This is a genomic window from Bradyrhizobium sp. 154, assembly GCF_023073875.1.
Taxonomy (GTDB): domain Bacteria; phylum Pseudomonadota; class Alphaproteobacteria; order Rhizobiales; family Xanthobacteraceae; genus Bradyrhizobium.
Map to the genome: position 1 here is coordinate 15,554 of NZ_JADPKG010000068.1, position 19,951 is coordinate 35,504.

General features: G+C 63.6%; 27 protein-coding genes. 18 read left to right on the forward strand and 9 right to left on the reverse strand.

Features of this window, described 5'->3' with window-relative positions; translation table 11 throughout:
- Positions 1-181: 181 nt before the first annotated feature.
- The 4 genes from folE to IVA92_RS17335 all read left to right on the forward strand — a co-directional run bounded on the left by folE (position 182) and on the right by IVA92_RS17335 (position 4,039).
- Positions 182-874, forward strand: a complete 693-nt coding sequence (gene folE / locus IVA92_RS17320; protein WP_247280881.1) for a GTP cyclohydrolase I FolE — start codon at positions 182-184, stop codon at positions 872-874.
- A 29-nt stretch (positions 875-903) separates the two neighbouring features.
- Positions 904-1,326, forward strand: a complete 423-nt coding sequence (hisI, locus tag IVA92_RS17325) for a phosphoribosyl-AMP cyclohydrolase (protein WP_247280882.1) — start codon at positions 904-906, stop codon at positions 1,324-1,326.
- A gap of 187 nt (positions 1,327-1,513) precedes the next feature.
- A complete protein-coding gene (locus tag IVA92_RS17330; protein WP_247280957.1) occupies positions 1,514-2,575 on the forward strand; it encodes a lytic transglycosylase domain-containing protein in 1,062 nt (353 codons plus the stop codon).
- Positions 2,576-2,863: 288 nt separating this feature from the next.
- Positions 2,864-4,039, forward strand: coding sequence for a DUF2336 domain-containing protein (locus IVA92_RS17335; RefSeq protein WP_247280883.1), 1,176 nt, complete (start codon positions 2,864-2,866; stop codon positions 4,037-4,039).
- Between the two features lie 115 nt (positions 4,040-4,154).
- Here IVA92_RS17335 and IVA92_RS17340 read toward each other — a convergent pair whose 3' ends face one another.
- The 3 genes from IVA92_RS17340 to IVA92_RS17350 all read right to left on the reverse strand — a co-directional run bounded on the left by IVA92_RS17340 (position 4,155) and on the right by IVA92_RS17350 (position 6,183).
- A complete protein-coding gene (locus IVA92_RS17340) occupies positions 4,155-4,733 on the reverse strand; it encodes an Hpt domain-containing protein (protein WP_247280884.1) in 579 nt (192 codons plus the stop codon).
- Between the two features lie 27 nt (positions 4,734-4,760).
- Positions 4,761-5,306 carry a response regulator gene (locus IVA92_RS17345; protein ID WP_008549760.1) on the reverse strand — a complete coding sequence of 182 codons (546 nt, stop codon included), beginning with the start codon at positions 5,304-5,306 and terminating at the stop codon, positions 4,761-4,763.
- 97 nt (positions 5,307-5,403) lie between these two features.
- Positions 5,404-6,183, reverse strand: coding sequence for an NAD kinase (locus IVA92_RS17350; protein WP_247280885.1), 780 nt, complete (start codon positions 6,181-6,183; stop codon positions 5,404-5,406).
- A gap of 257 nt (positions 6,184-6,440) precedes the next feature.
- On the opposite strand from IVA92_RS17350, the gene IVA92_RS17355 reads away from it, so the two are divergent.
- The gene (locus IVA92_RS17355; RefSeq protein WP_247280886.1) at positions 6,441-8,009 is read left to right on the forward strand and encodes a peptidase S10; all 1,569 of its coding nucleotides are present in this window, start codon (positions 6,441-6,443) and stop codon (positions 8,007-8,009) included.
- On the opposite strand, the gene IVA92_RS17360 is transcribed toward IVA92_RS17355, so the two are convergent.
- Both IVA92_RS17360 and IVA92_RS17365 read right to left on the reverse strand, forming a co-directional pair.
- Positions 7,996-9,384 (reverse strand): serine hydrolase domain-containing protein, encoded by a 1,389-nt coding sequence (locus IVA92_RS17360; protein ID WP_247280887.1) that lies wholly within the window; start codon positions 9,382-9,384, stop codon positions 7,996-7,998. The genes IVA92_RS17355 and IVA92_RS17360 overlap by 14 nt on opposite strands.
- Before the next feature lie 101 nt (positions 9,385-9,485).
- The gene (locus IVA92_RS17365) at positions 9,486-10,028 is read right to left on the reverse strand and encodes a tetratricopeptide repeat protein (protein WP_247280888.1); all 543 of its coding nucleotides are present in this window, start codon (positions 10,026-10,028) and stop codon (positions 9,486-9,488) included.
- Positions 10,029-10,279: 251 nt separating this feature from the next.
- On the opposite strand from IVA92_RS17365, the gene IVA92_RS17370 reads away from it, so the two are divergent.
- The 4 genes from IVA92_RS17370 to IVA92_RS36050 all read left to right on the forward strand — a co-directional run bounded on the left by IVA92_RS17370 (position 10,280) and on the right by IVA92_RS36050 (position 12,792).
- On the forward strand, positions 10,280-10,648 hold the full coding sequence (locus IVA92_RS17370; RefSeq protein ID WP_247280889.1) for a hypothetical protein: 369 nt from the start codon (positions 10,280-10,282) through the stop codon (positions 10,646-10,648).
- A 263-nt stretch (positions 10,649-10,911) separates the two neighbouring features.
- On the forward strand, positions 10,912-11,307 hold the full coding sequence (locus IVA92_RS17375; RefSeq protein ID WP_247280958.1) for a hypothetical protein: 396 nt from the start codon (positions 10,912-10,914) through the stop codon (positions 11,305-11,307).
- Between the two features lie 285 nt (positions 11,308-11,592).
- Positions 11,593-12,300, forward strand: a complete 708-nt coding sequence (locus tag IVA92_RS17380; protein ID WP_247280890.1) for an outer membrane protein — start codon at positions 11,593-11,595, stop codon at positions 12,298-12,300.
- Positions 12,301-12,549: 249 nt separating this feature from the next.
- Positions 12,550-12,792, forward strand: coding sequence for a hypothetical protein (locus tag IVA92_RS36050; RefSeq protein WP_346015482.1), 243 nt, complete (start codon positions 12,550-12,552; stop codon positions 12,790-12,792).
- 37 nt (positions 12,793-12,829) lie between these two features.
- On the opposite strand, the gene IVA92_RS17390 is transcribed toward IVA92_RS36050, so the two are convergent.
- The gene (locus tag IVA92_RS17390) at positions 12,830-13,084 is read right to left on the reverse strand and encodes a hypothetical protein (protein ID WP_247280891.1); all 255 of its coding nucleotides are present in this window, start codon (positions 13,082-13,084) and stop codon (positions 12,830-12,832) included.
- A 303-nt stretch (positions 13,085-13,387) separates the two neighbouring features.
- On the reverse strand, positions 13,388-13,750 hold the full coding sequence (locus IVA92_RS17395) for a hypothetical protein (protein ID WP_247280892.1): 363 nt from the start codon (positions 13,748-13,750) through the stop codon (positions 13,388-13,390).
- A gap of 101 nt (positions 13,751-13,851) precedes the next feature.
- On the opposite strand from IVA92_RS17395, the gene IVA92_RS17400 reads away from it, so the two are divergent.
- Entirely contained in the window at positions 13,852-14,016 is a 165-nt protein-coding gene (locus IVA92_RS17400; RefSeq protein WP_247280893.1) for a hypothetical protein, read from the forward strand.
- A 3-nt stretch (positions 14,017-14,019) separates the two neighbouring features.
- On the opposite strand, the gene IVA92_RS17405 is transcribed toward IVA92_RS17400, so the two are convergent.
- Complete coding sequence (locus tag IVA92_RS17405) at positions 14,020-14,238, reverse strand: hypothetical protein (RefSeq protein ID WP_247280894.1); 219 nt, start codon at positions 14,236-14,238, stop codon at positions 14,020-14,022.
- 160 nt (positions 14,239-14,398) lie between these two features.
- On the opposite strand from IVA92_RS17405, the gene IVA92_RS17410 reads away from it, so the two are divergent.
- The 5 genes from IVA92_RS17410 (at position 14,399) to IVA92_RS17430 (ending at position 17,325) form a co-directional block, all read left to right on the forward strand.
- The gene (locus IVA92_RS17410) at positions 14,399-15,118 is read left to right on the forward strand and encodes a class I SAM-dependent methyltransferase (RefSeq protein ID WP_247280895.1); all 720 of its coding nucleotides are present in this window, start codon (positions 14,399-14,401) and stop codon (positions 15,116-15,118) included.
- Positions 15,115-15,528: a GFA family protein gene (locus IVA92_RS17415; protein ID WP_247280896.1), complete on the forward strand. Its 414-nt coding sequence runs from the start codon at positions 15,115-15,117 to the stop codon at positions 15,526-15,528. Before IVA92_RS17410 ends, IVA92_RS17415 begins: the two co-directional genes overlap by 4 nt.
- A gap of 233 nt (positions 15,529-15,761) precedes the next feature.
- On the forward strand, positions 15,762-16,235 hold the full coding sequence (locus IVA92_RS17420; RefSeq protein WP_247534277.1) for a hypothetical protein: 474 nt from the start codon (positions 15,762-15,764) through the stop codon (positions 16,233-16,235).
- 41 nt (positions 16,236-16,276) lie between these two features.
- Positions 16,277-17,116, forward strand: a complete 840-nt coding sequence (locus IVA92_RS17425; protein ID WP_247280898.1) for a hypothetical protein — start codon at positions 16,277-16,279, stop codon at positions 17,114-17,116.
- An 11-nt stretch (positions 17,117-17,127) separates the two neighbouring features.
- Positions 17,128-17,325: a hypothetical protein gene (locus tag IVA92_RS17430; protein WP_247280899.1), complete on the forward strand. Its 198-nt coding sequence runs from the start codon at positions 17,128-17,130 to the stop codon at positions 17,323-17,325.
- A 305-nt stretch (positions 17,326-17,630) separates the two neighbouring features.
- On the opposite strand, the gene IVA92_RS17435 is transcribed toward IVA92_RS17430, so the two are convergent.
- A complete protein-coding gene (locus IVA92_RS17435; RefSeq protein WP_247280900.1) occupies positions 17,631-18,248 on the reverse strand; it encodes a hypothetical protein in 618 nt (205 codons plus the stop codon).
- Between the two features lie 56 nt (positions 18,249-18,304).
- Between IVA92_RS17435 and IVA92_RS17440 the strand changes: the two genes are divergently transcribed.
- Genes IVA92_RS17440 through IVA92_RS17450 form a run of 3 tightly spaced genes read left to right on the forward strand, consistent with a single transcriptional unit; the run spans position 18,305 to position 19,951 of the window.
- Positions 18,305-18,769 (forward strand): hypothetical protein, encoded by a 465-nt coding sequence (locus IVA92_RS17440; RefSeq protein WP_247280901.1) that lies wholly within the window; start codon positions 18,305-18,307, stop codon positions 18,767-18,769.
- Positions 18,754-19,179: a hypothetical protein gene (locus IVA92_RS17445; protein ID WP_247280902.1), complete on the forward strand. Its 426-nt coding sequence runs from the start codon at positions 18,754-18,756 to the stop codon at positions 19,177-19,179. Before IVA92_RS17440 ends, IVA92_RS17445 begins: the two co-directional genes overlap by 16 nt.
- 13 nt (positions 19,180-19,192) lie before the next feature.
- Positions 19,193-19,951, forward strand: coding sequence for a TIGR02391 family protein (locus IVA92_RS17450; RefSeq protein WP_247280903.1), 759 nt, complete (start codon positions 19,193-19,195; stop codon positions 19,949-19,951).

Genomic DNA, 19,951 nt, shown 5'->3' on the forward strand with positions numbered 1-19,951 from the left:
TATAGGGTCGGAACTCGCGGAAAAACAGTCCAGCGGCCCACCGGCGGTGATCCAGAATGGTGCGGCCGGCGTGGCGACGAGCGGACCTTTTTCGCCGAGACTGTTCTGTTCAGGCGTCCGGCGGCTTGCCGCCCCGTCTGCCGGTGACACTCCGGCCGTAAGGCCGTCGAACGGAGTCGATATGGACGCTGCAATCAAATCCATCCGCCCCAACAAGCCCTCGGACCGCCAGCCCGAGAGCCGCCCGGCCGAGCTTGATCCCGCTGAATTTCTCGCGGCCGCCGTCCGCGCCGACCAGCCGCGCCCTGCGCGCGCCGAGGCGGAAGCAGCGGTGAAGACGCTGCTCGCCTATATCGGCGAGGATACCGAGCGCGAAGGCCTGCTCGACACGCCGCGCCGCGTGGTCGAGGCCTTCGACGAGCTCTATCAGGGCTACCATCAATGCCCGGCCGAGGTCCTGGACCGCACCTTCGGCGAGACGGCGGGCTATGACGATTTCGTCCTGGTGCGGGATATCGAGTTCACCTCGCAATGCGAGCATCACATGATGCCGTTCTACGGCAAGGCGCACATCGCCTATACGCCGGTGGAGCGCGTCGTCGGCCTATCCAAGCTCGCGCGCCTGACCGATATCTTCGCCCGCCGGCTCCAGACCCAGGAACATCTGACGGCGCAGATCGCGGCCGCCATCGACGAGGTCCTCAAGCCGCGCGGCGTGGCCGTGCTGATCGAGGCCGAGCATACCTGCATGTCGGTGCGCGGTGTCGCCAAGCATGGCGCTTCCACCTTCACCAGCCGCTTCACCGGCATGTTCCGGGACAATCCGGCGGAACAGGCCCGTTTCCTGTCCCTTGTGCGAGGCCTGCAGCGCTGACCTCGCCAACGTTTTAAGCGAGGACGCTCGTGTCCGCCCACTCTCACGAAGTCGAGGAAGGTCTCGCCTTCCTGCCGAAATTCGACGCCGCGGGCCTTGTGACGTGCGTGGCAACCGACGTCGTCAATGGCGACGTCCTCATGGTCGCGCACATGAATGACGAGGCGCTGCGCAAGACGATCGCGACCGGCGAAGCCTGGTACTTCAGCCGCTCGCGCAACGCCTTGTGGCGAAAAGGTGAGACATCGGGTCAGACCCAGCGCGTGGTCGAGATACGCACCGATTGCGACCAGGACGCGGTCTGGATCCGCGTCGAGCAGATCGGCGCGGCCTGCCATACCGGGCGACGTTCGTGCTTCTACCGCAAGGTCGAGGCCGAGGGCGGCGGCGCTAGGCTCGTCTTCGTTGATGCCGAGCGGCTGTTCGATCCGGGCGACATCTACAAGAAGTAGCCATCCGTCATTCTGGGGCATGTGAAGCACGAGCCCGGAATCGATCGTGCGATATCATGTGCGGTGGAATGGATTCTGGGGCTCGCAGCTTCGGTGCGCCCCCGAACGACTCGGTTCGGCAGGGCGAGAGCCAAATTTACCCCGCATTAACCATACCTGTTCCACGGTGAGACGACTGGGCGCCGAATTGCCGGCGCCGCTCAATGCCGCGCGGGGCGGGCACTTCATCATGTCGGTCGACAAGTTCAGTGCGACGCAGACGGCCGGTCTCGATCCGTCGCGGGCGCGCGTCGCCGGCGCGATCAAGCAGGCCTCCAATATCTCCGGCGTCGGCTTCCAGTACATGTTGACCACCGCCAAGATGGAATCGGATTTCAATCCGACGGCCGGTGCCACCACCTCGTCCGCGCACGGGCTCTATCAGTTCATCGATCAGACCTGGCTTGGCACAGTGAAGGAGGCGGGCACTCAGCTCGGCTATGGCAGCTATGCCGACGCCATTACGAAGACCGCGTCGGGCAGCTACATCGTCGATGATCCGATGATCAAGCGGTCGATCATGAAGCTGCGCGACGATCCCGAGGCCGCGTCCAGCATGGCGGCGGCGCTGACGCAGTCGAACAGTTTCAAGCTCACCGGCCTGCTCGGGCGCAGGCCGAGCGACAGCGAACTCTACATGGCGCATTTCATGGGTGTCGGCGGCGCCGCGAAACTGATCGCCAATGCCGAGGACAATCCGCAAGCCGTCGGCGCGCGGCTCTTTCCGAACGCGGCCGCCGCCAACCGCTCGATCTTCTACGCCAATGACGGCCGGGCGCGCAGCGTCTCCGAAGTCTACTCGGTGCTGGACGCGCGCTATGCCAGCGCGGCGAATTCCAAGATCACCCGCAGTGCGATGGCGATGTATGGCGGCACGCCCTCGACTACGCAGGTGGCGGGCGCCAACGGCGTACAGCCGACAGCGCCGGTGATCGACAACGCCGCTTATCTCCAAACCTTCCCCAATACCCGCGCCGTGACGCCCGTCAGTGCGACGTCACCTACGACGCTCGCGGACAATGCGCCGACCACGCCGGCGTTTCGTTCGATCTATCAGCCTGGCGACGCCACGCAGCCGGTCTCGACCGCTGTGCAGAAATTGTGGGGCAACAACGCCACGCTCACCTCGGTGGCCTCAGCAACGCCGGACATGCGTCCGCCGCAGCCGCTCGATCTCTTCAGCGATCGCAGCGGCACGTTCTCGAGCTAGCATCTGCTCTCGTGCCCGGACGCTCTGCAGCGTACAACGCTTGCGGCGCTGAGCTGGGACCCAGGCGCAGCAAATCCTTCCGAACAAATAGGCCCGGCTTAGCGGCGCAGCGCTCGCGCGCCGCACCGTGTGCGGGATACAAGAAAAGCGCGGCTTTGTTCCCTTAACAAAACGTCAATAAAACCAGCCAGTTATGGTGAACGCTTTGTTAAGCGTCGTGGTTTATTTTGTGTTGCAGGTGACAAGCCGTCACTATTTTTCGTTTTCGTTGCGTAGGCCGGAAGCACCATGATTGTTCGGCAGTTCATCAATTGGATCAGGACGGCGTCCGCGGGCGAGCGGGCCGAGGCGACGCGGGCGTTGGCCCGGGCCTGGCTGATTTCAGACCTTTCTCATGATGACCGCGTCGCCGCCGAAGGCGCGCTTTTGATGTTGCTCGACGATCCCTCGCCGCTGGTGCGGCGGGCGATGGCCGAGGCCTTTGCGCGCAGCACCGAGGCGCCGGCTGCAATCGTGCGGGCGCTGTCGGCGGATCAGCCGACGGTTGCGCTGCCCGTGCTCGAACATTCTCCGCTGCTGATCGATGCCGATCTCGTCGACATCGTCGCCACCGGCAATGACGAGGTGCAGTGCGCGGTCGCCCGCCGTATCGCGCTGCCGGTCTCGGTCTGCGCCGCCATCGCCGAGGTCGGCTGCGCGGCGGCCGCGCTGGAGCTGATCGAAAATCCCCATGCCGAGCTCGCGCCGTTCTCGTGGAATCGTATCGTCGAGCGCCACGGCCACCTCGCCGCGATCCGCGAAGCGATGCTGGTGCTGGAGGATCTGCCGGCCGCAACGCGCGCGGCGCTGGTGGCCAAGCTTTCCGAGACCCTTGCGCAATTCGTCGTGGCCCGAAACTGGCTGAGTGCCGATCGTGCCGAACGCATCACGATCGAGGCGCGCGACCGCTCCACCATCAACATCGCGGCGCGCTCGCGCGGTGGGGACATGCAGGGCCTGGTGCGGCACCTGCGCATCACCGGCCAGCTCACGGCGGGTCTGATTTTGCGCGCGCTGCTGTCGAGCAATCTCGACCTGTTCGACGCGGCGCTCGCCGAACTCGCCGATCTGCCGCTGGCGCGCGTCTCGGCGCTGCTGCACGAGCGCGGCGGCAACACCCTGCACGCGTTGCTCCGCCGCGCCGGGCTGCCCGAGGCGACATTTGCGGCATTCCAAGTCGCGCTCGACGCCTGCCACGAGCAGGGTTTTGTCGACACCGATGACCGCGCGGTACGGCTGCGCCGTCGCATGGTGGAGCGCGTGCTCACCCATTGTGAGACCGACCGCGGCGCTACCGAACCGTTGATGGTCCTGCTCCGCCGCTTCGCCACCGAGTCCGCGCGCGAAGAGGCGCGGCTGTTCTGCGACGAGCTCGTCGCCGAGGACGCGGTCGATCCGCTCTATGACGATCTGATCGCGGCGTAGCAGGTCCTGCGAATTCCGTCACTGCGAGCGCAGCGAAGCAATCCAGAGTCTCACCGCGGAGACAGTTCTGGATTGCTTCGCTGCGCTCGCAACGACGAGAGGGAAGAGCTGGGCCTTATTCCGCCGGCGCAATGCTTGGCGCCAGGATCACCTCGAGATGTTCGGGGCGATCACGGTTGACATGGGCGAGATATTCGTCGGCGACCTTGCGCAGGCGCCGGCTGAGCTCCGCGGAGACGCTGATGCTGTCAAGCCTGGTGTTCTCGTGCGCGATGGCGAGGATTGCGTTGATGTGGTGCGTGAACAGCTCGGCCGGCACCTTCGAAAGATCCGGCGCATGCTCGATGATGCGGCACAGGCTCTCGGCGATTCCCGCTGCCGAAGGAAAGCCGAAAGTCGCCGCATCGCCTTTGATGTCGTGTGCGGCGTGGAACAGCTCGTCGCGCAGCTTCCTGGTGAAACCATCCTGCTGCACCTCGGTCCAGGCGGCGGACAGTCTCTCGACCTCGATCCTCATCCAGTCCTTGAATTGGCCGGACAGGCCCGCCAGCGCCTGCTCGGCGCGGGCGACCGGATCGTCCATGTCTTTTGCTTCGACCCGGCGCAGCACTTTTCGCAAGGGATTGGGCTGCGTGATGACGTGATGCGTGGCGAAGGCCTTGACCTCGATGTCCTTTGCGCTGTTCTTCGCCATGATGCCTGCCTCGTGTGAGACGCTGCGCTAGATGGAGGAGCGGGCCTTGTCGAGCAGCGAGGGCTGCTGGAGCACCTCGTGCTTTTCGCCGACGCGACGCTCCGGGCCCATATAGGCAGAGTTGGTGTTACGGCGCCGGTCCGGGCCGAAATAGGTCTTGGTCTTGATGAAGGGGCGGGGATTGGCAACCACGTTGAGGATGCGCTGGTAGAGTCCCTTGGCCGAGATCGGCTTGGCCAGGAATTCGGTGACGCCGGCATCGCGCGCGACCGTGACGCGGCGCTTCTCGGAATGGCCGGTCAGCATGATGATCGGCGCGTAGGGGTTGCCCTTGGATTCGGGCTGCCGGATCATTTGCGCGAGCTCGAGCCCGTCGAAGATCGGCATCGCCCAATCGGTGATGACGATGTCTGGCACGTAATGGCTGTACATTTCCAGCGCCGTGGCGCCATCCTCGGCCTCGTAGACTTCGCGTGCGCCGAACGAATGCAGCAGCGTCCGCAGGATGCGGCGCATGTGCGGATTGTCGTCGCAGACGAGGAAGCGCAGCTTGTTGAAGTCGATACGGAACATGACGCCCGGGCCAAAGCGGTCAACCTTCGTTAACCATATCGTGGCGGGGGTTAACGAAGGGTTGCGATCGGCCTTTTGAGAGGGGCGGGCCGGCGGCTCAGTAGCCGAACTGTTCGCGCAGGATCCGCTCTTCCAGGCTGTGGCCGGGGTCGAACAGCATGCGCATCGAGATGGTCTTGTCGGAGAGGACCTCGACACGGCGAACGTCGCGCACCTCGTCATGATCGGCGACCGCCGCCACGGGGCGCTTGTCGCCCTCGAGCACCTCGATCACGACATAGGCCGTGTTGGGCAGCAGCGCGCCGCGCCACCGGCGCGGGCGGAAGGCGCTGATCGGCGTCAGCGCGAGCAGCGCGGCGTTGATCGGCAGGATCGGCCCTTGGGCGGAGAGGTTGTAGGCGGTAGAGCCGGCCGGCGTCGCCACCATGATGCCGTCGGCGATCAGCTCGGCCATGCGCTCGCGCTCGTCGATCAGAATCCTTAAGCGTGCGGCCTGGTAGGTTTGCCGGAACAGTGCGACCTCGTTGATGGCGTGGTGCAGGTGGACGCGGTCGTTGACGTCGGTCGCGCGCATTAAGAGCGGATGGATTTCGGATTCATGCGCCGCCTCGAGCCGCGTGCGCAGATCGTGCGTCGAGTATTCGTTCATCAGGAAGCCGACCGTGCCGCGGTGCATGCCGTAGATCGGCTTTCCCGTGTGCATGTTCCGGTGCAGCGTCTGGAGCATCAAGCCGTCGCCGCCGAGCGCGACGACGACATCGGCTTCCCTGGGGTCGTAATTGCCATAATCCCGGGTGAGCTGGCCGAAGGCGGCCTGCGCCTCGCTGCTCGGGCTGGCGACGAAGGCGATCCGGTCGTATCGCGAGGGTTTGGTCATGGCTTCCCGGGCAGGTGCCGCTGGCTCGAGTAAGTTCCGCCGGGCTCGTCTATACGACCTGGGCCTGGATTGTCGAGGAGGACCGCCTTTCAAGGCAAACGGGGGATTGCCCCATCCCGATTCAGGACGAAACGGGAGCGCTTCGGGCCCGAAAGACCTCTCCATGCGCCGCCGAACCCATGATCCCCCAAACCGTCGCAATTCCTGGCTAATGATCGGTGCGCACCGGCCTTCAGAGCCGGGCACGGAGAACGATCATGGTATTGAGTTTGCCGGCGCTCCGCCACGCGATGCTGGTGATGGCGGTGTCGGCTTTCGCCTTCGCAGGATGGGCGCGCGCGGAGGATCCGCCGCAGCCGCGCTCCGAGACGACATCGCCGGCCGGACAGAAAGGCGGGCGTGGCGGTGGCGCGCAAAGCTCTGCGCCTGGTTCGCCGTCGGCGGCCGAGCTGCATCGTCTGCCGCCGGACTCCACCACGAAGCAGACGCTCGATCTGCCTGGCCGCACTCTCAACTTCGCCGCGACCGCCGGCTCGATCCGCGTGTTCGACGGCAAGGGCGACCCGCTGGCCGACATCGCCGTGACCTCCTATGAGCTCGACGGTGCCGATCGCGCGACGCGCCCCGTGACCTTCCTGTTCAACGGTGGGCCCGGCGCATCTTCGGCATGGCTCCAGTTCGGCGCCGCGGGGCCGTGGCGGCTGCCGCTCGATGGCGAAGCCCTGTCGCCGTCCGCCTCGCCCGAGGTGAAGCCGAACGCGGAGACATGGCTCGACTTCACCGATCTCGTCTTCATCGATCCCGTCAGCACCGGCTACAGCCGCTTCGTCGCCAGCGGCGAGGACGCGCGCAAGTCCTTCTATTCCGTCGACGGCGACGCCAATTCGATCGCGCTGGTGATCCGCCGCTGGCTCGAGAAGCACGACCGGCTGATCTCGCCGAAATACGTAGCAGGCGAAAGCTATGGCGGGATTCGCGGACCGAAGGTGGTGCGCCAGTTGCAGCTGCAGCATGGAGTCGGCGTCAGGGGATTGATCCTGGTCTCGCCGCTGTTCGACTTCCGCGAGTTCGCCGGCACGAGCTTGCTGCAATATGTCGCGACGCTGCCGAGCTATGTCGCGGTGGCGCGCGAAGCCAAGGCACCGGTCACGCGCGCCGATCTCGCCGACGTCGAGGCCTACGCGCGCGGCGAATTCCTGGCTGACCTCGTCAAGGGCGAGGCGGACAAGGAGGCGACCAACCGGCTGGCCGACAAAGTCGCCGAGCTCACCGGCATCGACCAGGCGGTGAGCCGCAGGCTCGCCGGCCGGCTCGACGTCGGTGAATTCCGCCGCGAGTTCGATCGCAAGAACGGCAAGGTGACGGGACGCTACGACGGCTCCGTGCGCGGCTTCGATCCCTACCCGGATTCCAGCAGCTCCCGCTTCGGCGACCCCTCGGGCGATGCACTCCAGGCGCCGCTGACGAGTGCCGCGGTCGACGTGTTGACACGCAAGCTCAACTGGCGGCCGGACGGCTCCTATGAAGTCCTGAACGGCAGCGTCGAGGGCCACTGGGATTTCGGCCGCGGCCTCAACCCGCCGCAATCGGTGTCGGAACTGCGCCAGATTCTCGCCACCGATGCAAAGCTGAACCTGCTGGTCGCGCACGGCCTGTTCGATCTCGCCACGCCCTATTTCGGATCGAAGCGCGTGCTCGACCAGTTACCGGCCTTCGTTACGCAACGCGTGAAATTCGTCGTCTATCCCGGCGGCCACATGTTTTATTCGCGCGACGGTTCGCGGCAGTCGATGCGCAGTGAGGTCGAGGCGCTTATCCGCGAGTAGGCCGCCGCTTGCGTGGCGGATACCGGCGCGCGATCTCGCGCGCCACGACGCTTGCAGGCTTGACGTTGGCACCGGCGATCCAGATGTCGCTCACCTTGCCGCGCTTGTCCCGGACGCGGCGGACCGGCTCGCCATGGCTGGAGTAACCGGCGGCCCAGGCGAGCTTGCCCCTGTCGCGGCCGGTGACCTCGATCTCGGCGGCATCCATGAATGGGTTGTTGAACTGCGGGTTGGCGACGAGCACGCGGTTGCCCGCCGGCACGAGATCTGTGGCTCCCCAGATCGTCCACCACCGGCCGGTCCAGTCGCGCACGCGCCGGTCGGGCGCGCCGCGTGTCTTGAACGCGCGCAGGATCTGCATCGAGCCGTCCATCCAGAATGGCGCCGCGCCGTCAATGGAATTGCTGAGGATGCTGATCGCGAGCTCGCAAGCGGGGATGGAGCAGGTCCGGGAGATGTAACCCTGGAAGCCGCCGCCATGGCCGAACCAGTCCCAGCCGTCGGTCTTGCCGGCGTTGACGCCTAACCCGTAATAGCCCTCGAAGCTCTGCGGGATGCGCCAGTGGTGTCGCGTCATCTCGCGGCGGCTCGCGACCGAGAGAACGCTCTTCTTCGCATTGGGCGCGAGCTGCGCGAAGAAACGGGCGGTATCGCCGGCGGTCGCGACGAAGCCCGCCGCGGACGCCATGGCGTGCGCGGGATTGTCGCCGGGGATTACGCAGCGCTCGCCGAGCGGCAGCTTTCGGGTATGGCCGCGCGCGAACGGCGTGCTCTTGGCAAGCGGCGCATCCGGTTCGGTCTCACGCAAGCCCACGGGTTCGACGATTTCGCGCTTGATCCAGACAGGGTAGGGCTCCTTGGTCACGGCTTCGATGACGAGGCCGATCAGGCCAAAGCCATGATTGGAATATTTGAAGCGGGTGCCGGGCTCGATTGCGGCCGGCAGCTTCAATTCCGCGAGCAGCTCCTTCGCATCGAGATAGGGCCGGCTATCGATGAACTGGCCTGAATCGGCGCCGTCACGCGTCAGTCCCGCGCTGTGCGAGAGCACCTGCGCGATCGTCGTCTCTGCCACGCGCGGATGCAGGCCGCCGACGTATTGACCGATCGGATCGTCGAGTCGGAGCTTGCGCTGCTCGCGCAGCTTCATGATGCCGGCGGAGGTGAAGCTCTTCGAGTGCGAGGCAATGCGGAAGCGGTGCCGCGGAGTGAGCTTCTCGCCGGTGTCGAGATTGGCAAGGCCGAATGCGTGCTCGGCGACGACCTCGCCGCGATGGGCAAAGGCGATGATGACGCCGGGCTGTTGGAATGTCCTCTGTTGGAATTCGATCCAGGAGCCGATGTAGTCGATCGCGGATCGCAGCCACGTATCCATTGCACACCAATTGCGAGGGATGCTGCGCAAGGCTAGCCGAGAAAGTGGAACGGGCACAACCCCAAGGTTGTGCGCGCTCGCTTCATTCAAATAGTGATGTCTTAGTAGACCAGCGTCGCGCCGGTAGGCCTGTCGAGCGCGGCGGCGAGCGAGCGATATTCGGAGCTGTCGGTGCCGGCGAGCGAGGCGATCTTGTTCAGGTGGTACTGCGCCTGTTCGCGGTTGCCCTGCTCGAGCTGCCAGAGGCCGTAATACTGCCAGGTGCGGACGTGGTTCGGATCGTCCTTCAGCGCCAGCTCGTAATAGGCCTTCGACGACTGGTAATCGCCGAGCTTGCGATAGGAGTAGCCGATCAGGTTCGCGACATCGGCAACGTCGTCGCGCTTGAGCGACTTCAGTTGGTCGATCGCGCCGTTGTAGTCGTGACGGTCGTAGATCGCAGTGTAGGCGGCGCGATAGGCCGCCACGAATTTGGGATCGCTGACGGATGAGCTCTTCTTCTTGCCTTTTTTGGTCGAAGTGTCCGACTTCGGCGGCGGCGAAGGTTCATCGCTGCCGGCGGCATAGGCGCTGGTCAGCGTCGGCCCGGCCGCCAGCGCCATCGAGACCAGTCCCGGCACCAGAAGCGTTGAGAGTCTGCGCATTGATGTTCTCCCGTATGAAACGTGGCGATCCTACACGATTGCCCGAAGACCGGAACACCCATGGGGCAAAAACATTCCCGCTTCGCACGATCTATTCGTCCCGGCGCAGATGACAAACTTGTCATCGAGATGAACGGGAGCCCGCAATGGGCTTCAGACTGGGTTCAGTGGCTGCTCTCTAGGCTCGGACTTACGATCGAAGGGGTGACGAGAGGGCGCCGCCTCAAGATCCTTCCCAGAGGAGACCAACCATGTTGAAGACCATTTCCGCAGCCTTGCTCGCAGCCTCCGTGATCGCAGCCCCGGCTTTCGCCGCCGAGGCGGGCAAGACCACCACGACCGCGCCGGTGATCAAGGCGGACCAGAGCCAGACCAAGGCGGCGGATACTGCGGTCAAATCGGATGCGGGCGTCAAGCCCGACACGAAGGCTTCCGACGTCAAGGCGAATGCCAAGGTGGACACCAAGTCGAACGCGATGAACGCCAACGCCGCCGCCACGCCCGACGAGCACAAGTCCGTGCGCAAGCATCGCCATCACCACAAGCAGGTCACGGCCAAGGAATCGCTGAAGGCGCAGCCGGACGTGACCAAGCCGGCGACATCGGACAAGCGCAACTGACCACTGATCCCGCGCGGCGGCATCCCTGGCATTGCCCCGCCGCCGCGTGCGGAGTTCAGGCCCGGTCCGTTCGCCATGCCTCGTGCGAAAGCCCGAGGTGTCGGCGGCGGACCGGCGCGCCGTTTGCGCCGCTGCAAGCGAATTCCCTTTGTGCAAGCTTAGATCATGCAGGCTTGGGTTCGTGGAAGCTTGGGGCTAGAACACCTCCGAGTCTGATCGAGCGGAGAGCGGTGCCTGTGGGGCGATTGGCGAGATATGCAGTGATCATGGCGTTGCCGTTGGCGCTTGCGGCATGCTTCGGCAGCGACGGTGACCGTCCAACGCTGATGGGCGGGACCCAGGCCGGAGGGCCGCAGCCGTTTCCCGACAACTTCCGCAGCGACACGCTGGCCTTGATGCGCAGCTATCTGAACAACCCGGTCGGGGTGCGCGACGCCAGCATGGCCGATCCGGTGCTGCGCGAAGTTGGCGGGCGCCAGTTCTACGTGAGCTGCCTGCATTTCACCCCGCGCGAGACCGATGGCAGCTACAAGGGCATGCGCGAGCGCGCCGTGATTTTCGTCAACGGGCGGAGCGACCGCGTTATCGATCGGACGAGCGAGCTCTGTGCCGGTGCGGTTTACGCACCCTTTCCGGAACTGGAAAAGATGACGCGGTAGCGCAAAGCCCGCCTTCATCGCCTCATGATAGGACAGACCGCGCCGGAGCCGCTGGATCACATCTTGGCGAGCTTTGAACGGGCGGTTTCGTCTCGCGACAAATCGTTACGGCTCGCCCTGCGCCGACGACGAGAACGGCCGGCGCAAGGGACGTGACGGAACAAAATCGCGTTGTTGCCAACCCGTCACAGTAACGAACGATCAACGTTCCGGCATCGCCGCGAAGCAACCAAATTCACGCCACGTTGTTTGCGGAGGGTCGAATTTGAGAGAACGGGGATGATCATGAAAACGATTTTGCTCGGTGCAGTCGCGCTGCTGGCGCTGGCCGCGCCAGCCGCTGCAGCCGACATGCAGCCGCGCCCTTACACCAAGGCACCGGCCTATACGCCGCCACAGGTGATCTACAACTGGACAGGTTTCTACATCGGCGGCCATGTCGGCGGCGCCTTTGCCGGTGACAATGGCTTCCAGTCGAGCGATGCCCGCTTCCTCGGCGGCGTGCAGGGCGGCTTCGACTACCAGTTCGCGCCCAATTGGGTGGTGGGTATCGAGGCCCAGTATTCCTGGCTGCCGACCAACAACAACGGCGTCACGTTCCCGCTGGGCACGCAGGTGACGTCCAACACCGACCAGCTCGGGTCGGTGACCGGTCGCATCGGCTACACCTGGGGACCGACGCTGCTCTACGCCAAGGGCGGTTATGCCTGGCGCAATAACGGCCTTGGCGTGAACATCGCCGGGGTGCCGCAGGCCTTCACCACCACCGGCAACAGCAAGGACGGCTACACCGTCGGCGCCGGCCTCGAATACATGTTCGCGCCGAGCTGGTCGGCCAAGGCCGAGTATCAGTATTACAACTTTGGCAGCACCACCTTCACCTCCGGCCCAGCCGATATCGTCGGCGTCCGCGGCCGGGAGGATGAACATACCGTCAAGGTCGGCGTGAACTACCGGTTCGGCTGGGGCGGTCCGTCGGCGTCGCGCTACTGACCTCTGCCAACGACGCGATCTGACAAGGCCGGCTTTCCCGCCGGCCTTTCGTTTGCCCGCCTCTTGCTCGCCGGCCTGTTGTTCGCTTTGCGTCAACCATCTGGCGCATCGCTTGCAAGCAAACGTTCCGGCGCGCGTCTTCTCACGCGCGTCATGGCCGCGGGGTAAAGCAAAAATAATTTTTGCCGCTTACGGAACTCGCTCCGGAACGCGTTATATGAGAATTGCCGGGCTGGTGGGACGACGAACATGCGTATCTTGGTGTCGGCAGGGGTGCTCGCGTGCGTCATCTGCTTGCCGTGCTCTGCACAGACAATCCTTAAATCCGAGCCTCTGATGCTGGCGCCCTACGAGGTGGCCTTCGTCAAGGACGCTTCCTGTCCGTCGGGCAAGGTGCTGAAGGTCACCGGCGCGATCCGCGGGCTGCATCGCCGGAAGGCCTGCGTGGCCCTGGCGGGCGAGCAGGCGTCTCTCGCGACCGCGACGCCCTGAGCCTTCGCTCAGGTTTCCCGCCCCGGAGCTCCGGACCTCAAGTGTTCAGCTCAAGCTCCATCCTCGACTGCTGCTCGGCCTCAGCTTTGTTCTTGGCGGGGTCCTCGCCCTGGGCTGCCTGGCAGGGCGCGATCTCGTAGTCATTGTCGAGCACCCGGCGCGGTCCCGGCCGCTCGTCGTCCGCGGTCACGTCCACGACGAGACCACTTCGCTGCGCGAGTTTCCAGACGTCGGACTCGCTCGGATAGGCCTTGCTGATCTGGGCGTCGTTGCAGAACAGGGCGTAGGGCATTCTTCCCGCTCCAGGAAAGCCCGTTAACGACTTTGCGCGGAACGGGTTCCGGCCGGCTGGTCGATCACGGCGCCGTGATCGGGCAGTTCGTGTCCTGAGTCGTAAACGAGTCCTGAATCCGTAAAAAAAGAATCCCTGGGACTCTCCGGCTGGAATCAGCGGATGTTTTCGGCCATGACGAGCGACCTGAAAACCTCCTGCGGGCACATGCTCCTGCCCCTGACGTTGGCGCTGTTTGGCGCCTGCGCGGCCAATCTCTGGCTGGTGTGGTCCTGGCTGTAAGCCCCGATTGGAGCGCCGGCCCTACTTTTCGGCCGGTGGGCGGGGGGAGGCGTCGCTCATGGCGGCGCGCAATTTGCTCAGGGTGGCCGCGCAATACTCCTCGCGCTCGCGCGCGAACCGCTCCTGATGCTTGCGGAAATTGGCGATCCGGGCCTGCATCTCGCTGCGAAAATCGCCGCTTGTCCGTGCCGGCGGGAGCTTGACGAACTGAGCCTGCGGAGCGGGCTGGAGCGGTCCGATCTCGACCGGGGCGGTCTCGACGGTCGCCGCCGGCGAATCCGACAGCGCGGCCGGCTGAAGGAAATCATCCTTTTTGCCCGTCACCGATTGAACGAAGGCCAGTGTCTGCGCGATCAGTGCGTCGCGTTCCCTGATCCACTTCATGATCCACCTCTGCCGCGCTCCATTCCAGCAAAGCGGCCGCGCCGAATCAAGGTCGTTTGAAAGGGATTGCATATTTTTCCCGATCGCCCGACATTGGTCGGATGAATGACGAAGACGAACGGGTGGACGAAGCGGAGGGCTTAAGGCTCGTCCGCGCGTTCCTGTCGCTGCCGCCCGACAAGCGGGCGGAGGTGATCGCGTTCGTCGAGGAATTGGCGCGGGCCCATGGCCGGCCCGAGAAGGGCACGGAGGCATCGCCGACGTGATGGTTATCGCTGGCGCGGATTGACGTTGGGCTCGAAGGGTGCGCCGACCACCCGAACCGGTGTCGGAGCGGTGGCGTCGATTGCCATCCGCTCGGCCACCTGCTTTGCAGGAGTCGGTGCTGGCGCCGGTTCGAACAGCGCAACTGTGCCGGCCACGACGCCACAGCACAGCGTCACGCTCGCCAGCAAAAATATGTTTCGATTTTCTTCCCTGATCCGCATGGGTCGAGAACGAGCGACGCACGGCTTTGGTTCCGACCCCCATCGGATCAGCGTCTCCGACTCTGCCCAACGCTAACGATCAGATCGGATGGCACGCTGCGATTCCGGAGGCTCGAATCGCCTGTACACTGGGCTTCCGACTTGCCTAGAGGCTCACCCGATGACCGCCCACCGTCCTCCCGTGCTCGCCCACCAACGTTTCCTCGCCGACCGCGAGAATTTCGCGGACCTCGATCTCGCCGCCCGGTTCGAACGCATCGAGCGGACCAACCTTTGGGGCGCGCCAACTTCCGTCTCCGGCCTCGGCTCTGAGGACCCAGCGACCGCCGCGATCCGAGAGGGGCTTCCTCCACTGCTGCAACGCCTCGGTGCCCGCTCGCTGCTCGACGCGCCCTGCGGCGATGCCGGCTGGATCAGCCGCATGACGCTCGATGTCGATTACACCGGCATCGACATCGTGCCGTCGCTGATCGAGGCCAACCGCCGGCGTGTGGCAGGCGGGTCGTCGGGCCGGTTTCTCGTTGCCGACATCACGCGCGATGCACTGCCGCGTGCGGATGTCATTCTCTGCCGGGACTGTCTGGTGCATCTGAGCTTTGCGAATATCGATCGCGCCCTCGCGCAATTTCAGATGAGCGGCGCGCGCTTCCTGCTCGCCACCACCTTTCCGGAATGGGAGGCAAATCGCGATTGCGAGGATGGCGACTGGCGGGCGCTGAACATGGAGAAGCCGCCGTTCGACTGGCCGGCGCCGCACGCGCTGATCAGCGAGCGTTGCGAGGAGGGCGGTGGCGGCTGGCGCGACAAGAGCCTCGGGCTCTGGCAGCTGGATCAATTGCCTGATCGTGTCTGCCTTGCCACGGAGGAGCGTTTTCGATGATTGATGCCAGATGCAGTTGTGGCGCGCTTGCGCTGTCGCTTCCGGGGCCGTCGCGTCTCGTCGTTGCCTGTCACTGCACCGACTGCCAGCGCCGAACCGGCGCGCCGTTCGGCGTCGGCGCCTTCTATCCAGCTGACGCCGTCACGTTCTCAGGGACGCCGAAGGAGTTCGTCCGCGCTGCCGCAAGCGGTGGCAAGGTCCGCAGCTATTTCTGCACCGACTGCGGTTCGACGGTCTATTGGAAAGCCGACAATCTACCCGCGATGATCGCCGTTGCCGTCGGTGCGATCGCGGACCCGAACTACCCCGCTCCCGTCAGATCGGTGTTCGAGCAGGCGAAGCATGTGTGGGTGAAGATCGCTGACGCCGAGCACTTCCAGCAAAGCAGCGCGCCGAAGAATTCGAGGTGAGAGCCGTGCGGCAAAAGCTGGTGCGGCTGAGGGGATTGCTAAATCGATCTAAGGCATTGAATTTTATTGTAAAGTCTATTCTCGAATTGCCAGTCTACCAACGGAGCTACCAACATCTTCCGGACGCTAGCGGAGATTTGGGCGGGGATAATGGTGTCGGGAGCATGCCCGGACAGCGACGCTGCGGGTATTGTTGAGCAGCACCAACCCTGAAAGGAAGGCGCGCCAGTCCAATGCGAACGACAGTTCCGGCCGCCGTTCTGACCGCGGCAGCACTCGCCTTGATGCCCTGTTCAACGGCCTTTGCGGCAGAAGACGGCCCTGAGTGCTTCTCCCAATACACCAAGACCAACGTTTGCGACTACGCGCGATCGGCACAAGCCGCGGTGGCACCGACACTGCCGATGAAAGCCAGCGCGAACCTCACCATAGTGTCGGTAGCGGTTGCGGGACCGCGCCTCGTCTACGTGGCTGCAATGAGTTCATCCGCTGCCGAAGCAGAGGCGACGGCGGCGGCGCGCGGCATAACCATGCAGAACTGGGCTGCGCAGGTGGAAGACTACACGCGAAATTCGGTGTGCAGCATGGAAGCACTCGCAGCGTTCGTCGGGTTGGGCGGTGAGGTGCAGTATTTCTACAAGGGCGCGGACGGGCGAGTTCTGTTCTCGCCGCTGGTTGGGCGCAACGATTGCTTGAAGCGCCGGTAAACGGGAAGTTCCGGCGACCGGATACCGAAGGTTGGAGTTCGATGAAGGCTGATCGCTTTCCCTATGAAGCGTCGCGATGGTCGCCGGCGCAGCCGGACGAAGCCAGACGCTGGTTCGAAGAACTGGAAACGCAAAGTCCCCTGAACGTGCGCAATAGGCTGACGCAAACCGACGCCGGCCCTGCCGGCACGGTTACGATCGGCACGACGCAAATGACGATCGGCTTCGCCGAAGACTGGCTGGCTTGGCACGATCGCAGGCGTGAGGCATCGGAAGGCAAGCCAAAGAAGCACTGGCTCGATTGGGCTGGTTGGGCAATTGCGGTGATATCCCTGTGCATCACCGGGTTCACGGCCTACCGCACGCTGCTAATCCAACGCGACGACATCCGGGTCGTTGTCGACGGCACGCTGGCAGTGCGGCCCGATAAGGGCGATTTGCTGCTGGATCAGGATCAGCAATTCACGTTCATCAATTCGGGAAACCGCGCGGCGGTCATCACCGAAATCTATGGAGAATTGGTGCTGGTCACCGATCCTAAGACTGGCTGCGATGGCCGCTTCGCCAAATCGATCGTCTTCAACCCGACCCAGATCGTCGTAAAGCCGGGAGACATTTTGCCTGTGCACGCGAACGTGGTGGAGCGTTATCCTTGGGTGAAGGACGGCAACGCACTCCGGTTTCGGCGGAGCAAGGGAGAACAGAACGACAGCTACATCCTCTGCCTACAGCTGTACGTGACGACACCGGACAGTACATCGATCCGGTGGGTTCAAAAGCTGTATTCGGTCCCGACGAAGGACGACCAGGCCCTGGACGCCCCCGATAGGGGCCGGCCGCCGTTGAACGTGATCCAACAGATGCACTGGGGCTTAAACTGACAAAGCGGGTCTTGAGTTCGATCCTCACGCTTCTGCTGTGGCCGATCTTCATCACCAAGAATGCTGCGGTCTACGCGAGTTTGTATCCCAGACGGCTCGCAAAGGTCGCTGTCTTCGTCGTGTTCATTCCACTAATTGCGATCACCTCGCTGATGTGGGCCGGTCTCTGGATCGTCGGGGTTGGAAGGGCGATGAACTTGTTCAGGTAGTCCGCTGACGGCCGCGAGCGCCGGCGTCGGGTCGTATTGAAGCCCCCCAGCCGGTCCCCTGAGATTTGACGTGGAAAACGGCACCGGGAGCATGCCCGGTTCGCGGTATCGCGTGTAGTATCGGTGCCTGCAACCGGGGGGCAAGTCATGGCGCGGACGCGGGTCACAGAAGATCAGTTTCGGGTCGACGAAAACGGGGTGACCCATACCCCGACCAACGCCCGCTGGACGGCCTATCCCGGCCGCCCGGAGCCAGCCGTCTACTCTTCCGGCATGCTGGGAAGCGTCCTTCCGAACGGTGATGACTACTGGCGCGAAGACGTCGAACCGATCGCGCTGAAGCTTCTCGCCGCGCGGCCCGCGGCATCAGAACCATGACCCATCGCCTTGGGACCGCCGATCTGATCGAGTACGCCAATCGGAAACGCGCGTGGATTGCTGCTGCCCGAATGGCCTTCGAACCTAGGCGTCGCGAGGCCTGCTTTGTTTGCGGCAAGTTTCAGTCCATCGCTCAGGCTCACCATGTCGTACCATTGGGGGAACAGTTCGACCGTGGCTTTCCCGCCGCTGACCACGAGCACCAGTTCCTTTGCCCGAACCACCACTTCATCCTCCATCTCTGGATCGATGATGACATCTCCCACCAGCGGCGCGGCCGGCGCGCCGCTCCCACCGTCGACGATCTGACGAACGAAGAAATCGAGCGAATGCTTCAGCTGTCGGGCCGCGCCGACGTTTAGAGGAACAGAATGAACCGACTTCAAAAATTCGTGGAACGGGGCGCTTTTGGTGAAGGCACCGGACGCGCTGCGTACGTGCTTGATCCGACGAAGCTGCCAGAACCTGGCAGCGGCTTCGATTGGCAGATCGTGGATGACTTCCTGCCGGGCGATGCCGTCCTTGCCGACCCGGGCCTGAAGCAACTATTCGAGGTGGCATTGAAACGCGGCTGCGCAGTGGTGGCGCGAGCTACAGAAGCATGACGTTCGGGTTAGGCATTATCACGACGATCGTTGCCATCGCCGGCGCGGCGATTGCCTACTTCCAATTTGTCACGGCTCGCCGGAAGCTGATGCTTGATCTTTTCGACCGCCGGCTGAAGGTGGTTGAAATGGTTGAACGGGCCGTCGGAGCGTTCCAATCGAGCGGAAAGGTCACCGGTCAAAACTTCAACGACTTGCTGACCGCGAAAGCTGGCGCGCGTTTCCTATTCGGCAGCGACGTCCAAGATTACTTGAACTCCCTGCATCGGGACTTCGCTTTTTGCCTAACCTACTCCGATGCGATGCTTGCTGATCTTGCAACGGCTAACCGAGATGCGCTGATCGATCAGAAATACCAGATCGAACTGCGGCTGGCCCAACAGCCCGCGCAGCTGACGGTCGCCTTCGGGCCTTATCTGAAGTTCACCGACAAGCAGACGAAGCCGTGGCTGCCGTGGTGAAAGGGGGCCTCACCCGGTCAGGTGCGCGCGAAAAGAAGAAAGGCGAGAAGTTGGAAACAGACGACGAAAGAACGCGGCGCCAAAACGCGGAGCGAGAAGCCGAACTGGAACGCGTGCCCCTTCAGACGATCGACAAGAGCCAGTGGCCAAAGGGCGTTAGACCTATCGCGCTTTCCGAAACGAACGGTCTTGGCATCGACAACGACGGGCGTTTGCACTGGAATGGAAAGCCGGTCGAAATCATTGGGCGTCGAGTTGATCTGACCCGCGGCCAATCCGCGTTCGCCATTGTAGTTGCTATCTTCACGATCTTCGGCGCGATCGGCGCAGCCGCCCAGGGTTGGGCGGCCTACCACGATTGGGCTTGCAAAAATAAGCAGCCAGCGCTGCTAAGTTGCCCCTCGAATTGAGCCTCAGCGTAAGATGACCTCACTTCCTCAATTACTCCCTGACGTCGACTATCTACTCAGCCTAGAGGCCGAGGAACTGGCAAGCTATCTTCTGATCGCCCTTTCGGCGCAGCGGCAAAACGGAAATGTCCATGCAACGAACTTCCTGAGTGGCTTGTTCAACCACCATCCCCATTCAGGCTCGTACGCTGATCGATCCAGGCAGGATCAGATCGAATTGGCGATAGCTGAGGCTTGGAATTGGCTTGAGGTGCAAGGGTTGTTAGTCCCAGCTTCAGGGACGAACGGAAGCCACGGCTGGAAGCGCTTTAGCCGTCGCGCCGAAATCATGGCTTCGCCGTCTGACGTCACTACGTTCGCGCGTTCTCGTCGGATCGAAAGGGAGAAGTTGCACCCCCGGATCGCCCAATCCGTGTGGTCTGCCTATCTGCGCGGCGAGTACGATGTAGCTGTCTTTCAGGCGATGAAAGCAGTTGAGGTTTACGTCCGCGAGGCCGGCGATTTTTCGGCGGCTGATCTCGGCACGGATTTAATGCGGCGCGCTTTCCACGAAGAGACCGGCCCTCTGACAGACAAGTCGGTTGAAAAAAGCGAGCGGCTAGCAAGATCGGCGCTGTTTGCCGGCGCAATTGGATCGTACAAAAATCCGCACTCACACCGAGACGTGGACCTGAATGATCCCAACGAAGCGATGGAGATCGTCCTTCTTGCGAACCACCTACTTCGCATTGTTGATGGTCGCGCCGCGGTCAGAGGCGCCCCTCAGGCGTGA